Here is a 12,946-nt window from a genome sequence, read left to right as displayed (position 1 = left end):
AGCACACAGGATACGCACGTCCTTCACCCCTTCCGCACAAGTTCGGCCAAGGGGGAGGGAGGGGGAGGAGGAAGGGGAGGGCGGGGTGGCGTTCGCCTAGTTTGGGGTCATGGATCGTGACGTACTGCGGATCACCGTTCTCGGGTCCGCCACCCCCTTTCCCCGGCCCGGCAATCCCTGCTCCGGGTACCTTGTCGAGGGCGGCGGCGTCCGTGTCTGGGTGGACGCCGGCACCGGTACCCTCGCCGAGCTCCAGCGGTACGCCGCTCTCGGCGACATCGACGCCGTCTGGATCTCCCACCTGCACGCCGACCACAGCGCCGACCTGCTCACCGCCTATTACGCCTTGTTGTACGCGGGGCTGGACGTCTCGGTACCGGTGGCCCTCTTCGGGCCCGCCGGCATCGCCGACCGGCTCGCCGGGTTCCTGACCAACGGGGCCGAGCGCAGTCCCGTCGAAAGCGCCTTCGCCATAGAGGAGTTGTGCGACGGGCATGTGGCGAGGATCGGTGGGCTCAGCCTTTCGGCCCGGGCCGTCGACCATGGCGGCCTCGACGCCTTCGCGCTGCGCGTCGAGGACCAGGACGGGCGTTCCCTGGTCTACTCAGGCGATTGCCGCCCCTGCCCCTCCCTTGTCGAACTCGCCCGCGAGTGCGACCTGTTCGTCTGCGAGGCCGATGGGGACGTGGCCGGGCACCACTCCGCCGCACAGGCCGGGCGGAGCGCCGCCGAAGCCGGTGCCGGGCGGCTCGTCGTGACCCATGTCGGGTCCGGCGTCGAGCCCGCCGAGGCCGTCGCCCTGGCCGCCGCCGAGTTCCCCGGCGACGTCGCCCACGCCGACCCCGGCGCCCGCTTCGAGGTCACGCGTCGAAGTCGTACTCCAGCACGTACGACGACGAGTCGAGCGTCATCTCGTTGAGCTCCACCGCGACCCCGGGGCCCGTGTACGCCGTACGCCCGATCAGGACCACCGGCGTGCCGAACTCCAGGGCCAGCCGCTCCGACTCGTCCGCCGTAGGCATCCGGCAGCGGATCTCCTCACGGAACCTCACCGGCCCGTGCCCCAGCTCGGTCAGCCGGGCGTACGTGCCGCCCGGACCCGTGTCCGGCTCCGTGATCGCCGTCCCGCGCACCAGCTCCGCGGAGAGGTACGAGACCGACAGCAGCACCGGCTTGGCGTCCAGGACGAAACGGCGGCTGCGGACGCACACCGGCGCGCCCGGCGCGAGGTTCAGCGCCCCCGCCACCCTCACGCCGGCCTCCGCCTCCGCCACCTCGATCTGGTCGACCACCAGGGTCCGGTCCTCCACGTCCGCCGACCAGACCGAGCGCCCGCTGCCCCAGTGGTCCCCGGCGAGGCGCGGGATGCCCCGGCGGCGCAGCGGGCGGAAGACCCGGACGAAGACCCCCGCACCCTTGCGGGCCTCGGCGAGACCCTCGGTGCGCAGGACGGAGAGGGCCTGGCGCGCCGTCATCCGGGCCACGTCGTACGTCGACATGAGGTCGTTCTCGCCGGGGAGCCGGTCGCCCGGCGCGAAGGCGCCCGACTGGATCGCGGTTCTCAACTCATCGGCGATGCGCTGGTACTTGGGCCGGCGAACACTGTCCTGGTCAGTCACGGGTGGACCACTCCCTTCATCTGCGGGACACCCTAGGCGCACCCCCGGGCCAGGGTGCACACGTGTGCGCCGTCCCGCCGGGTCGATCCATCCATCGGGGGACATCTCTAGAGATACGTTGACAGGGCGGGGTGGCGCCGCTTCTCTTGTGGTCCCCAGGCTTCAGGAATTCGGGACGGAGGGGATGCGTGCAGCCACTGCCGGAGGTCGGTGACCTCATCCGCGACGCCGCCACCGGGCGGGTCGGCTTCTATGTGGAGAGCGTCTCCGGGCGCTTTCTGATCCGGACCGTCCACGGCGGCGCCGAGTGGGAGGCCGACCCCGCCGACGTACAGCTCGCCACGCCCCTGCGCGAGCTGCGGGCCCGCGCCGCCGAGATCAACGCGCGCAGCAGGCGTGGCCTCTCGTGAGGTGAGGTGAGGGAGGGGGCGGGTGGGTGCCGTGTTGTGCGGTGAGGTGCTGATTCGGGGCGATTGTCAGTGGGGCGCGCCACACTGGAAGCATGTGCCGCAGCATCAAGACGCTCCGACCGCCCGCGCTGCCCGAGGAGGCGACCGAGGAGGACTTCCGGGCCGCCGCCCTGCAGTACGTCCGCAAGGTCTCCGGCTTCCGCGCGCCCGCCGCCCACAACCGCGAGGTCTTCGACCGCGCCGTGGACGAGATCACCGAGGCGACCGCGAGGCTCCTCGCCGGCCTGGAGGTGCGCGGGGCGCACCCCGCCGCCGTCAGGAGACCGGAGCCGGAGCCGCAGCCGGACGCCGTATGAGGTACGCGGCGAGGCCGCCCGCCAGGAAGAGCGCGAGGGTCGACACCCCCGCGCTGAACCAGGTCGCGCCCAGCCACTGCCCGCCCAGCCAGCCGAGCCCCACGCTGTAGGACGCCCAGGTCACGCCCGCGAGCGCCGACCACGGCAGGAAGTCCTTGATCCTCCGCTTGGCCGCGCCCGCGCCCAGCGAGACCACGGAGCGGCCCGCCGGGGCGAAGCGCGCGAGCACGACGAGCAGCCCGCCGCCCCGGGCCAGTGCGGTGCCGAGACGTTCCTGCGCCAGGGAGAGGCGGCGCGAGCGGGCGATCGCCCTGTCCAGCCTGGCGCCGCCCCGCCGGGCGAGTCGGTACGCCAGGAAGTCGCCGAGTACGGAAGCGGTGGCCGCGCAGAGGAGCAGCGGGAGGACCGACGGCACGTCGGGGGAGGCCGCGGTGGCCGTCGCCGCGGCCGTGGCGGCGGTGATCACCAGGAAACCGCTCGGCAGCACGGGCAGGAAGACGTCGAGCAGGATCGACGCCGCCACCACCGGGTAGATCCACGGGCCGGCGGTCAACGACCGCAGCGAGCCGAGGCTGTCGAGCAGATTCACGGGCCAGAGCCTACGCGGGGGTCCGGGAGCCCCTTCCGGGCGGGTGCCGGGATGTGCGTGCGGATGGGTGCGGGTGTGGGGGGAAGCCCCTGCCGGGGCGGGGCGGGGCTGGGCGGGGCTGGGGTGGGGTGGTGTGGGGCGGGGCTGGGGGTGCGGCTGAGGGCGGGGCTGGGGTGTGGTGCGCGGCGGGCCGGGTGCCGCGTACGGAAAAGGCCGGAAACCGTCCTCCGGTTTCCGGCGCCTTCCATCAGGGCGTGGTTCAGGCCGCGATCGGCGCGCCCTGCTTCTCGTGCTCCTCGCCGGTCCTCGTGGCCGCGCCGCTCCGGGCGCCGAAGAGTCCGTCGAGGGCCAGCGCGCCCGGGCCCGTGAAGACGAGCAGGACGAGGGCCCAGCAGAACAGGGCCGCGGTGTCGCCGCCGTTCTGGAGCGGGAAGAGGGCCTCCGGCTGGTGGACCTTGAAGTACGCGTACGCCATCGAGCCCGAGGCGATGAACGCGGCGCTCCGGGTGCCGAGTCCGGCCAGGACCAGGACGCCGCCGACGAGCTGGATCACGGCCGCGTACCAGCCCGGCCAGGTGCCGGCCGGGACGGTGCCGCCGCCCATCGTGCCGCCGAGGACGCCGAAGAGCGAGGCGGCGCCGTGGCAGGCGAAGAGCAGGCCGACGACTATGCGGAACAGGCCGAGCGCGTAGGGCTGGGCCTGGTTCAGGCGGGCTGTGAGGCTGTTCTGGCTGGTGGTGCTCATGGGGGGAACTCCTTCGGCCTGACCCCGTCCGTGGGGAGGACGGGGTGCGGGGGACGGAAACCGACGAAGCCGTAAGGTTAGGCACCCCTCACTAGTACTTGCAAGTTCAACATTCGGCCACCGGGGAGTGTGTGGTGCGGTTCACTCCCCGGGGCCGCCGTGGTGACGGTGGTTCAGGGGCTGTGTGGTCAGCAGCCGTTGAGGACGGACTGCAGGGCGCTCTTCTCCGCGGAGTCGACGCTGAGGTTCCAGTAGTACTTCACGTGCACCCACGCCCGGGCGTACGTGCAGCGGTACGACGTGCGCGAGGGCAGCCACTCCGCCGGGTCCTGGTCGCCCTTCGACTGGTTGACGTTGTCCGTCACGGCTATCAGCTGCGGCCGGGTGAGGTCGTTCGCGAAGGACTGGCGCTGCGCGGTGGTCCACGCGTTGGCGCCCGAGCGCCAGGCCTCGGCGAGGGGGACCATGTGGTCGATGTCGAGGTCGGAGGCGACGGTCCAGGTGGCGCCGTCGTACTCGGAGTACCAGCTGCCGCTGACCGAGGCGCAGCTGGAGTCGGTGACGACGTTCACGCCGTCGCGCTTGAGGACCGTCTCGCGGGTGTTGCAGGCCCCGGACTGGGTGATCCAGTGCGGGAAGAGATCCCGGCTGTAGCCGGAGGAGGAACCTTCCGCCTTGACCGTGAGGGCGGCGAGGTAGGTACGGGCGGTGGCCGCGCTGACGGGGGTCGGCATGGCGGCCTGGGCGGCCGGTGCCGTGGCGAGGAGGCCGGTGACGGTGAGGGCGGCGGAGGTGGCGAGTACGGCGAGTCGACGCGCGTAGATCATGCCGACGGGCATGGGAACTCCCTTGAGGTGGGGGGACCTTGGCTGGGTGCCGTCCCCGCGGGGGTGCCGGGCGCTGGCCCGGTCATCGTGGCGGCGCCAGGTTTCGTTGGGGGGTGCGCCAGGTAACAGGGTGGCGACATGAGCACGTCACATCAAGGGGTGCGGCGTGACTGATGGAGCGCCAGATTCCGCCCGGCGTCCCCGCGTTGCGCGAGAGCTCTACTGTGGTCGTGTGCTTCTGGACGTGAACGTCACCTTTGGGGCGGTACTCGCCGTCCTGCTCGCCCTCGCCGCCGGCGTCGTCGCCCTCGCGCACCTCGGCCGGGCCCGCGACACCCTGCTCGCCGGCGTGCGCGCCGCCGTCCAGCTGATCGCCGTCTCGCTCGTGATCGGGTGGGTCGTCCGCTCCGTACCGCTGCTGCTCTGCTTCCTGCTCCTGATGTACGCGGTGGCGGTACGGACGGCGGGGCGGCGGGTCGTGCCCGCCCCGGGGCGCGGCTGGTGGTGGGCGGGCGTGCCGATCGCCGCCGCCGTGGCGCCCGTCGTCCTCGCGCTCGTCGTGACCGGACTCGTACCGGTCAAGGGGATCACGCTCGTCCCCGTGACCGGCATCCTCGTCGGCGGGGCGCTCACGGCCACCGTCCTCGCGGGGCGGCGCGCGCTCGACGAGCTGGAGACGCGGCGGGGTGAGGTGGAGGCGGGTCTCGCGATCGGGCTGATCGAGCGGGACGCGCGGCTCGAAGTGGCGCGGAAGGCCGCGGCGGACGCGCTGCTCCCCGGCATGGACCAGACGCGCACGGTGGGGCTCGTGACGCTGCCGGGGGCCTTCGTCGGCATGCTGCTCGGCGGCGCGTCACCGCTGCACGCGGGCGCCGTCCAGCTCTTCGTGCTCATCGCGCTGCTCGCGGTGCAGGCGGTGGCCGCCGCGACCACCCTGGAGCTGGTCGCGCGCGGCCGGATCACCCGGCCCCGGGAGGCGGGCGCGGAGAGCCCTGCGGCGGGGCGGTGAGCCCTGCGATGGGGCGGTGAGCCCTACGCCGCGGCGGTGAGCCCTACGCCGCGGCGGTGAGGGGGCTATGCCAGGGCGGTGAGGGTGATCGTGCCGTCGGTCGCCGTTTCGACCCGCAGTCGGGTGAGGTCCTCGACGTGGAGGTCGGGAGCGAAGGCCGCCGCGCGCGGGCCCACGCCCACGATCCGCATGCCGGCCGCGCGGCCCGCCTGGATACCGGCCTCGGAGTCCTCGAAGACGACGCAGTCCGCCGGGGCGAAGCCCAGCTCGGCCGCGCCCTTGAGGAAGCCCTCGGGGTCCGGCTTGCTGGCCCCGACGGACTCGGCGGTGACCCGGATCCCGGGCATCGGCAGGGCCGCCGCCCCCATCCGTGCCTGCGCGAGGGCCTCGTCGGCCGAGGTCACCAGGGCGTACGGCACCTCGGCGATCGCGGCCAGGAAGGCGGGGGCGCCGGGGACGGGCACGACGCCGTCCAGGTCGGCGGTCTCCTCGGCGAGCATCAGCCGGTTGTCGGCGTAGTTCTCGTCCATCGGGCGGTCCGGGAGGAGGACGGCCATCGTCGCGTAGCCCTGGCGGCCGTGGACGACCTTGAGGACGGCGTCCGCGTCGAGACCCTGCCGCTCGGCCCAGCGGCGCCAGCAGCGCTCGACGACGGCGTCCGAGTTGACGAGGGTGCCGTCCATGTCGAGGAGGAGGGCGCGGGCGGTGAGCTGTGCCGGGGTGGTGGCAGGCATCGGGTCTCCCGAGAGGGGTACGGAGAACGAAGCGGTCCCGCCCGCCGGTCAGGGTGTACGGGCGGGGCCACTTTGTTTTTCTACGATACAAAACCGGAGGGCGTCTTGGCCAACCGGTCCGCGTTCCGTGGTCCCGCGGCCGTCCCGGAGGTGCCTCAGAGCCAGGTGCTCCGCTCCAGTGCCTCGCGCGTGTGGGGGCCGTACACGCCCTTCGGGTCGCCCTCGATGAACATCCAGGACTGGTAGCTCTTCACCGCGCGCCAGACCTCCTGGCTGTACTCCCCGTCGATGCTGCCGTGGTACGCCCCCGCGAGGGTCAGGCGCTCCTGGAGCTCCACCACCTCGGGGCCGGTGGAGCCGTAGTCCAGGGTGGTCGTGGGCTCCTCGGTCTCCTCGGGGGCCTGTGAGGTGGGCGGGGCCGTGGTCGCGGTCGACGGCGTCGCGGTCGTCGGGGTGGCCGTGGCGGTGGCGACCGGAGGGGCCGCCGCGCCGGTCGTGGCGCCGGGGGCCGGGGTGGTCCGGGAGTCGGAAGGGGTGGGCGTGGGTGTGGCGGACGGTGAGGCGGAGGCCGAGGTGGTGGTCGGGCGTACGGACGGGGGCGTCGAGCTCGGCTCCGGGGTCTCGGACGACGCGGAGGGGGACGGGGCCTCCGACACGGCGACGTTGAGGGACGCGCTCGTGGTCACTTCGAGCCCGGAGGCCCGGTCGTCGGACGCGTCCGTGCCGCCGAGGACGGCCGCCGCGAAGGCCGCGGTGCCCGCCACGGCGACGGCGGCCACCGCCGCGACCACCATGCCGCGCCTGCGCCCCCCTGCCGGCTCCCGCTCGGCCGCCGGGTCGACGACGCGGCCGACGCCGTGCAGCAACAGCGGCATGGTCTCGGAGGGGTCGCCTTCGGGGTACGTGTCGGGGTACGTGTCGGGGTACGGGTCGGCGTGCGGGTCGGCGTACGAGGTCGGCCCTGGCGCCGCCCCCGGGCCCTCCGGGCGGATCGCCGCCAGCTGGGCCGTCGGCGGGTCCTCCGCCGCGTAGCTCCCGGCAGCCCCCGCAGGCCCGGCGGGCCCCGCAAGCCCCCCAGGCCCCGCGGGCCCCATAAGCCCCGCAGGCCCGACAGACCCCATAGGCCCGACAGGCCCCATACCCCCCGTCGGCTCCGTCGCGTCCAGCGTCACGTACGGACGGATCCGGAGCGGATCGAAGTCCTCGGCCGCCGCTATCTCCGCCTGGGCGCAGGTGCAGCCAGGTCTTTGTCCACCGCATTCAGGACAGGCATGTCCGGTCATGATGGGTCCCCTCCCCGAGACAACTGCGAGCGATTATGCAGCTTGCCCCTGTTCGGCGCTCCGGCCGGAGGGGGCCGGTAGCACCCCCCAGCAGGCCATATAGGGACATTCGGATCAGGATGGAGGAGTTGTCCGAGGAGCGGCCCGAGGAGACATGCCCATGGCCCAGGAAACGAGCCCGTCCCAGCTCGGTGGCGATCCCCTGCCCGGAGAGGGGCAGAGCCACCGCACGGTCCTCGTCGCGATCGGCGCGCTGCTGCTCGGCATGCTGCTCGCCGCCCTCGACCAGACGATCGTCTCCACCGCCCTGCCGACCATCGTCAGCGAACTCGGCGGCATGGAACACCTCTCCTGGGTGGTCACCGCCTACATGCTGGCGTCCACGGCGGCCACCCCGCTCTGGGGCAAGCTCGGCGACCAGTACGGCCGCAAGAAGCTCTTCCAGGCCGCCATCGTCCTCTTCCTCATCGGCTCCGCCCTCTGCGGCATCGCCCAGAACATGCCGCAGCTCATCGGCTTCCGCGCCCTCCAGGGCCTCGGCGGCGGCGGCCTCATGGTCCTGTCGATGGCGATCGTCGGCGACCTCGTGTCCCCGCGCGAGCGCGGCAAGTACCAGGGGCTCTTCGGCGCCGTCTTCGGCGCCACCAGCGTCCTCGGACCGCTGCTCGGCGGCCTCTTCACCGAGCACTTCTCCTGGCGCTGGGTCTTCTACATCAACCTGCCGATCGGGATCGTCGCCCTCTTCGTCATCGCCGCCGTGCTCCACATCCCGGTGCGCTCCACCCGCCACTCCATCGACTACCTCGGCACCTTCCTCATCGCCTCGGTCGCCACCTGCCTCGTCCTGGTCGCCTCCCTCGGCGGCACCACCTGGGACTGGGGCTCGGCGCAGATCATCGGCCTCGCCGTCCTCGGAGCCGTACTCCTCGTCTGGTTCGTGCACGTCGAGCGGCGCGCCGCCGAACCCGTCCTGCCGCTGAAGCTGTTCCGGATCCGGACCTTCACCCTGGTCTCGGTCATCAGCTTCATCGTCGGCTTCGCGATGTTCGGCGCGATGACCTACCTCCCCACCTTCCTCCAGGTGGTGCAGGGCGTCACCCCGACCATGTCCGGCGTCCACATGCTGCCCATGGTCCTCGGCATGCTGATCACCACGACCGCCTCCGGCCAGATCGTCTCCCGCACCGGCCGCTGGAAGGTCTTCCCGATCGCCGGCACGGCCCTCACCGCACTCGGGCTGCTCCTCCTCAACGAGCTGACGGAGAACACCTCCACGTGGGAGATGAGCATCTACTTCTTCGTCTTCGGCGCCGGGCTGGGCCTCGTCATGCAGGTCCTCGTCCTGGTCGTGCAGAACGCCGTCTCCTACGAGGACCTCGGCGTCGCCACCTCCGGAGCGACCTTCTTCCGCTCCATCGGCGCGTCCTTCGGCGTCGCCGTCTTCGGCACCGTCTTCACCAGCCGGCTCACGAACAAACTCGACGACGTCTTCGCGAGTGCGGCGGGCGCCGGAGAGGAGATCCCGCCCGGCATCGGCCCCGAACAGGTCGCCGCCGACCCGCGCGCCATCGGCGAGCTCCCGGCCGACCTCCGCCCCTCCGTCCTCCACGCGTACGCCACGTCCATCACCGACGTGTTCCTGTACGCGGCGCCGGTCGTCCTCGTCGCCTTCGTCGTCGCCTGGTTCCTCAAGGAGGACAAGCTGCGCGGCGCGGTCACGGCCCCGGACACGAGCCAGACCCTCGCCTCGAACCCCGTCGAGCGCTCCTCGTACGAGGAATGCGCCCGGGCGCTCTCCCTCCTCGGCTCCCGGGAGGGCCGCAGGGAGATCTACGTGAAGATCACCGCCCGCGCCGGGCTCGACCTGCAGCCCGCCGCGAGCTGGCTGCTGCTGCGGATCCGCCGCCACGGCACCGTCGAACCCGCCCGGCTCGCCGAGACCACCCCCGTACCCCTGCGGGTGATCACGGAAGCCGCCCGGCAGGTGGAGGAGGGACGGCTGGCCACCCGGGAGGGAGTCCAGCTGATCCTCACCGAGGAGGGCGTCGAGGTGGCGACGAAGCTCGCCCATGCGCGCGAGGAGTCGCTCGCCGAGCTGCTCGGCGACTGGTGGGGCCCCGACCGGCCGACCGACCTCGTGCAGCTGGTGGAGGAGCTGACGGCGGAGCTGAACGGCTCGGACGGGGAGCGCCCGAACACCCCCGAACCGCCGCGCGACCACCACGCGTAGGGGCGAACTCCATGACGGCGAACCCTGTATGACGGCTGTTCAGGGCCCCTCAGTAGGCTGTCCCCTTCAAGATCGCATCACAGGGGGGATGGGCAGGATGAACAGCGGAGAGCCACGTCAGGGCTGGTCGAACGACGGAAACGGCGGGAACGGCGGGTACGTCGCGAACGGCGCCTACGGCACACAGGTACCGGCCGCTCCGGCACGCGCGGCCTCGCACCGAGGGGCCTGGATCGGCGCGGGTGCCACTCTCGTGGCGGCGGTCATCGGTGTCGTCGGTACGTACCTGGTGAGCAGCGGCAAAACCAACGCGGACCCCGCACCGCCCGCCGCACAGGCACCGGCGACCTCGACCACCACGCCCGGCGAGGAAGTCCGGGGCGGCGACGACGCTCCCTCGGACGCGTCGCAGAGCCAGGGCGCCACGGCCGGCACGGACTCCACGGGCGGTACGGACTCCACGCAGTCCCCGGAGTCGTCGGCTTCGGCGACCCCGCCCACGACCCCGCCCGCGAAGCCGGCCGGGACGGTCGAGTGGCAGGGCGCCCTGGCGATCACGTTCGATGAGGACAAGGATCTGGACTCCGCGCCCCCCGTGGAGTCCGAGATCAACGAGGAGAACGACTTCTCCGTCTATCCCTTCGGCACGACCCCCATGCTGCGGCCCGAGGCCGGGGCCAAGTCGCTGGTGTGGAAGGACGCGGCGAAGGTGCCGACGCACGCGGACTGCGCCGGTGTCGTCGACACCCTGGGGACGTCGACGGACATGAAGATGAAGACGGGCCTGGTCGTCTGCGCCCGCACGAACGACGGCAGGCTCGCCCGGCTGACCGTCAAGGAAGTGACCGGGCAGGGCTCCGACACGAGCGGCGTCTTCGACGTCGTCGTCTGGAGCGGCTGACCCCTCGGTCAGAGCGCGGTCAGAGCACGGTCAGAGCTGCTTGCCGTACCAGATGTCCATGTACGGCCCTGTGCAGTACGCCGGGATCTCCTCGTACCCGTGCCGTGTGTACAGGGCGCGTGCCTCGACCAGGTCCAGGCGGGTGTTGAGGACCATCCGGCGGGCGCCGAGGCCGCGCGCCGCGTCCTCCAGCTCGCCGAGCAGGGCCCCGGCCCCGCCCAGGCCGCGGAAGGCGTGCCGCAGGAAGACCCGGGTCAGCTCGGCGCGCTCGCCGCGCTCGCCGTCGAGCATGAGGACCCCGCCGCAGCCGGCCGCCTTGCCCTCGTACCGCGCGACGAAGAACTGCCCGGTCGGCGGCGTGAGCAGCTCGACCCCGTCGTTGGTCAGCCCCTCGTCGATCTCGGCCTCGGTCGCGGGGCGCTTCCAGTAGCGGCTGGCGACGTCGTCGTAGTAGTCACGGCGGAGGGCGGACGCGTCCGGGGTGTCGACGCGCTCGGTGGAGAAGGTCCAGGTCATGCGCGCCATTGTGCGGCGCGCACGGCCTGGGGCGCAGCTCAGTTCTTCGGGGACGCCTGCTGCACGACCTCGAACGACCAGAGGGTGGACCCGGAAGCGGCCGGCTTCGGCCGCTCGCCGCCCTCGCCGCCACCACCGCCGCCGTGCGCGGCCTTCATGGAGCCGTTCATCCAGTTCTGGAAGTCCTCCTCGCTGCGCCAGCGGGTGTAGACGAGGTACTGGTCGGTGCCCTCCAGCGGGCGCAGCAGCTCGAACCACTCGAAGCCGTCGGATCCCTCCACGGACCCGGCGCGGGAGGCGAAGCGCTGCTCCAGGACCTCACGCTGCTCGGCCGGAACGGTCAGGACGTTGATCTTCACCACACTGGGCACACGACACCTCTCAGTACGTACCTGCAGGCCGGGCGCTGTGCCGGGCCTTGGTCATGTGTCTGCAGTCTCCTACACCGCACGTCGGGACGGTGTGAGCGGTCATCATGCTCGTGAGGCACGACGGACGAGACAGGGGGCAGGGTGTGGGTGGCGTGGGCATGGTCGGGTTCGAGGTGGCGGGTGGAGCGGGCGCGGTGCGAGAACTGGCCGGGCGCTGGCTGACCCGTGTCGCGGACGGCGACGGCGGTGACTTCGTCGTGTCGCCCGTCGGGTTGTGGCTGGCCCTCGTGGCCGTCGCCTCCGGGGCGCGGGGGCGGACCGGGGAGGAGCTGGCGGGGCTGCTCGGGGTCGAGGGGGAGGCGGCGGCGCGGGCCGTGACCGAGGTCGGGCGGTGGCTCGGGGGGACGGACGGGGTCGCGGTGGCGACCGGGGTGTGGAGCACGATGCCGATCCTGGACGGCTTCCGGCGCGGGCTGCCCGGGGTCGGCTTCGGGGTGCTGCCCGGCGCGGCCTACCAGGCCCTGCCCGACTCGGTCTTCGGAGCGACGGACGACATGTCGTCGGGGGAGATCCCCGACGCCCAGGAGGAGCTCGACGCGTGGGTGCGGCGGGTCACCGGCGGGCGGATGTCGTCCCTGCCGCTCGACCTCGAAGGGTCCGAGGACCTCGTTCTGCTCAACGCCCTCGCCCTGAAGGCCTCCTGGCGGACCGCCTTCCCCGCGCACCTGACCCGCGACGAGCCCTTCACCGACGGGAGCGGCGTCACCCGGCCCGTACCGACCATGCGGCAGCGGATTCCCGCCGCGTGGGTCCGGTACGTGGACGGGGTCGCCGTCGTCGAGCTGCCGTGCGAGGGCGGGGCCCGGGTGCGGTTCGCGCTGGGGGCGGAGGGCGCCGGGCCCCGTGACGTACTGCCGGCCGCCTGGGCCGGGGACGGGGACGGGGCTGGGCCCCGGGAGCGGACGCCGCTCGCGGCCGACTCGGTCGACCTCTTGCTGCCGCGTTTCACGCTGCGGACGAAGACCGACGTCCGCCCGCACCTCGACGCCCTCGGCGTCCGGCTCGCGCTGGGGCCCGAGGCCGACTTCTCCGGGATCTCCGCGGCCGACATGTACATCGACAAGGTCCTCCAGGAGGCCGTCGTGGAGGTCGCCGAGGAGGGGGTCGAGGCCGCGGCCGTCACCCAGGTGACGATGACCCGGACTGGGGCCGCGCCCCGCCCCACCGTGGTGGAGCGGATCGCCTTCGACCGGCCCTTCGGCGTCGTCGTCCTCGACGGCGACGGGGAGGTGCCGCTGTTCGTGGGGTGGCGGCAGGACACTCCCTAGCCGACGCCCCCTGGCTGACGCCCCCTGG

General features: G+C 72.8%; 15 protein-coding genes. 7 read left to right on the top strand and 8 right to left on the bottom strand.

Annotated features, from left to right (window positions below):
- Nucleotides 1–109: 109 nt before the first annotated feature.
- Nucleotides 110–919: an MBL fold metallo-hydrolase gene (locus ACFC0G_RS19800; RefSeq protein ID WP_376404899.1), complete on the top strand. Its 810-nt coding sequence runs from the start codon at nucleotides 110–112 to the stop codon at nucleotides 917–919.
- On the opposite strand, the gene ACFC0G_RS19795 is transcribed toward ACFC0G_RS19800, so the two are convergent.
- A complete protein-coding gene (locus tag ACFC0G_RS19795; protein ID WP_376404896.1) occupies nucleotides 861–1,619 on the bottom strand; it encodes a GntR family transcriptional regulator in 759 nt (252 codons plus the stop codon). The genes ACFC0G_RS19800 and ACFC0G_RS19795 overlap by 59 nt on opposite strands.
- Nucleotides 1,620–1,807: 188 nt before the next feature.
- On the opposite strand from ACFC0G_RS19795, the gene ACFC0G_RS19790 reads away from it, so the two are divergent.
- Nucleotides 1,808–2,029 (top strand): hypothetical protein, encoded by a 222-nt coding sequence (locus ACFC0G_RS19790; protein WP_376404894.1) that lies wholly within the window; start codon nucleotides 1,808–1,810, stop codon nucleotides 2,027–2,029.
- Between the two features lie 92 nt (nucleotides 2,030–2,121).
- Complete coding sequence (locus ACFC0G_RS19785) at nucleotides 2,122–2,385, top strand: DUF2277 domain-containing protein (RefSeq protein WP_376404892.1); 264 nt, start codon at nucleotides 2,122–2,124, stop codon at nucleotides 2,383–2,385.
- Here ACFC0G_RS19785 and ACFC0G_RS19780 read toward each other — a convergent pair.
- The 3 genes from ACFC0G_RS19780 to ACFC0G_RS19770 form a co-directional block, all read right to left on the bottom strand.
- A complete protein-coding gene (locus ACFC0G_RS19780; RefSeq protein WP_376405220.1) occupies nucleotides 2,345–2,968 on the bottom strand; it encodes a DedA family protein in 624 nt (207 codons plus the stop codon). The genes ACFC0G_RS19785 and ACFC0G_RS19780 overlap by 41 nt on opposite strands.
- A gap of 265 nt (nucleotides 2,969–3,233) precedes the next feature.
- Nucleotides 3,234–3,719, bottom strand: a complete 486-nt coding sequence (locus tag ACFC0G_RS19775; protein ID WP_376404890.1) for a DoxX family protein — start codon at nucleotides 3,717–3,719, stop codon at nucleotides 3,234–3,236.
- A gap of 188 nt (nucleotides 3,720–3,907) precedes the next feature.
- The gene (locus ACFC0G_RS19770) at nucleotides 3,908–4,558 is read right to left on the bottom strand and encodes an HNH endonuclease family protein (protein ID WP_376404888.1); all 651 of its coding nucleotides are present in this window, start codon (nucleotides 4,556–4,558) and stop codon (nucleotides 3,908–3,910) included.
- Between the two features lie 220 nt (nucleotides 4,559–4,778).
- Between ACFC0G_RS19770 and ACFC0G_RS19765 the strand changes: the two genes are divergently transcribed.
- Nucleotides 4,779–5,555 carry an ABC transporter permease gene (locus tag ACFC0G_RS19765; RefSeq protein WP_376404885.1) on the top strand — a complete coding sequence of 259 codons (777 nt, stop codon included), beginning with the start codon at nucleotides 4,779–4,781 and terminating at the stop codon, nucleotides 5,553–5,555.
- Nucleotides 5,556–5,620: 65 nt separating this feature from the next.
- Here the strand turns inward: ACFC0G_RS19765 and ACFC0G_RS19760 are convergent, their stop codons facing one another.
- Nucleotides 5,621–6,289, bottom strand: coding sequence for an HAD-IA family hydrolase (locus ACFC0G_RS19760; RefSeq protein WP_376404883.1), 669 nt, complete (start codon nucleotides 6,287–6,289; stop codon nucleotides 5,621–5,623).
- A 155-nt stretch (nucleotides 6,290–6,444) separates the two neighbouring features.
- Nucleotides 6,445–7,383 (bottom strand): peptidoglycan-binding protein, encoded by a 939-nt coding sequence (locus ACFC0G_RS19755; RefSeq protein ID WP_376404881.1) that lies wholly within the window; start codon nucleotides 7,381–7,383, stop codon nucleotides 6,445–6,447.
- A 349-nt stretch (nucleotides 7,384–7,732) separates the two neighbouring features.
- Between ACFC0G_RS19755 and ACFC0G_RS19750 the strand changes: the two genes are divergently transcribed.
- Together ACFC0G_RS19750 and ACFC0G_RS19745 are read left to right on the top strand one after the other, a co-directional pair.
- Nucleotides 7,733–9,802, top strand: a complete 2,070-nt coding sequence (locus ACFC0G_RS19750) for a DHA2 family efflux MFS transporter permease subunit (protein WP_376404879.1) — start codon at nucleotides 7,733–7,735, stop codon at nucleotides 9,800–9,802.
- Between the two features lie 97 nt (nucleotides 9,803–9,899).
- Nucleotides 9,900–10,703 carry a hypothetical protein gene (locus tag ACFC0G_RS19745; RefSeq protein ID WP_376404877.1) on the top strand — a complete coding sequence of 268 codons (804 nt, stop codon included), beginning with the start codon at nucleotides 9,900–9,902 and terminating at the stop codon, nucleotides 10,701–10,703.
- Nucleotides 10,704–10,733: 30 nt separating this feature from the next.
- On the opposite strand, the gene ACFC0G_RS19740 is transcribed toward ACFC0G_RS19745, so the two are convergent.
- Both ACFC0G_RS19740 and ACFC0G_RS19735 read right to left on the bottom strand, forming a co-directional pair.
- The gene (locus ACFC0G_RS19740; protein ID WP_376404875.1) at nucleotides 10,734–11,228 is read right to left on the bottom strand and encodes a GNAT family N-acetyltransferase; all 495 of its coding nucleotides are present in this window, start codon (nucleotides 11,226–11,228) and stop codon (nucleotides 10,734–10,736) included.
- A gap of 29 nt (nucleotides 11,229–11,257) precedes the next feature.
- Nucleotides 11,258–11,590: an antibiotic biosynthesis monooxygenase family protein gene (locus tag ACFC0G_RS19735; protein WP_376404873.1), complete on the bottom strand. Its 333-nt coding sequence runs from the start codon at nucleotides 11,588–11,590 to the stop codon at nucleotides 11,258–11,260.
- Nucleotides 11,591–11,748: 158 nt separating this feature from the next.
- On the opposite strand from ACFC0G_RS19735, the gene ACFC0G_RS19730 reads away from it, so the two are divergent.
- Complete coding sequence (locus ACFC0G_RS19730) at nucleotides 11,749–12,918, top strand: serpin family protein (RefSeq protein ID WP_376404871.1); 1,170 nt, start codon at nucleotides 11,749–11,751, stop codon at nucleotides 12,916–12,918.
- The last annotated feature ends 28 nt before the right edge of the window (nucleotides 12,919–12,946 follow it).

The organism is Streptomyces sp. NPDC056169, assembly GCF_042268445.1.
Classification (GTDB): Bacteria; Actinomycetota; Actinomycetes; order Streptomycetales; family Streptomycetaceae; genus Streptomyces.
Note: the sequence above shows the minus strand (reverse complement) of the source record. Positions and strands in the feature narration are given on the sequence as shown.